The organism is Allobosea sp. FBZP-16 (assembly GCF_002831785.1).
In the GTDB taxonomy this organism is placed as follows: domain Bacteria; phylum Pseudomonadota; class Alphaproteobacteria; order Rhizobiales; family Beijerinckiaceae; genus Allobosea; species Allobosea lupini.
In genome coordinates this window covers 3,198-3,766 of the sequence record NZ_LNCQ01000058.1, presented here as the reverse complement: position 1 = coordinate 3,766, position 569 = coordinate 3,198, and the positions used below count along the sequence as shown (strand labels likewise).

General features: G+C 69.9%; 1 protein-coding gene and 1 pseudogene. Both read right to left on the bottom strand.

The features are described from left to right. Positions 1 to 13: 13 nt before the first annotated feature. On the bottom strand, positions 14 to 238 hold the full coding sequence (locus CXY91_RS28425) for a hypothetical protein (protein ID WP_100965334.1): 225 nt from the start codon (positions 236 to 238) through the stop codon (positions 14 to 16). 3 nt (positions 239 to 241) lie between these two features. Further along, positions 242 to 569: pseudogene (locus CXY91_RS30660) on the bottom strand (SAM-dependent DNA methyltransferase); the annotation flags it as partial.

Sequence of the window (569 nt, the reverse complement as noted above, 5' to 3'; positions counted from 1 at the left end):
ATGTCGCGATGGCTCATCGGCTGCTCCTCTTGATCGCGACCTGGAGCTCCAGCGCCTTACGCGTCAGCCGCTTCAACCGGCCTTCAATGATCGTCGATCGCCGCGGCGCGATGCTCGCGATCACCGCCTTCAGCCGCTCGCGCTCCGCCTCGACCTCCGCGAGCTCGTTCCGCGCCAGGATCGCCATAAGCGGCGCAGCGTCTGTGGGAGCGCGACGAGAGGCGAAGAAGCGGGCCATGGCTCAAGCCCCGAGCTCGAGCAGCGGCGCCGGTGCCGGCTTCGCGAAGCGAGCGGCATCGGTCGGCATCGAGAAGACGACGCGGCGGCCAGGCGGGATCCAGAGCGGCGCCCGCGGCTCAGCGCCATGCTTCCAGCAGACCCAGCAATAATCCGTCGCCGTGTCGCCGTCCGGCTCCCAGCGGCCGCGGTGCATCGGCACGCGCTCGACATAGTAGGCGATCAGGAAGGGCGGGAACTCGCGGAAGAGCTCGTAACGCTCGATGGTGTGCAGCCACTGGGTGCGCACGAGGAGCGCGACGCCGCAGCGCGCCAGCGCCAGGCCCTGCCGG

Bases quoted from the DNA above. Each gene is read 5' to 3' on its own strand.
- CXY91_RS28425 (WP_100965334.1), bottom strand. From the start codon at position 238: ATGGCCCGCTTCTTCGCCTCTCGTCGCGCTCCCACAGACGCTGCGCCG.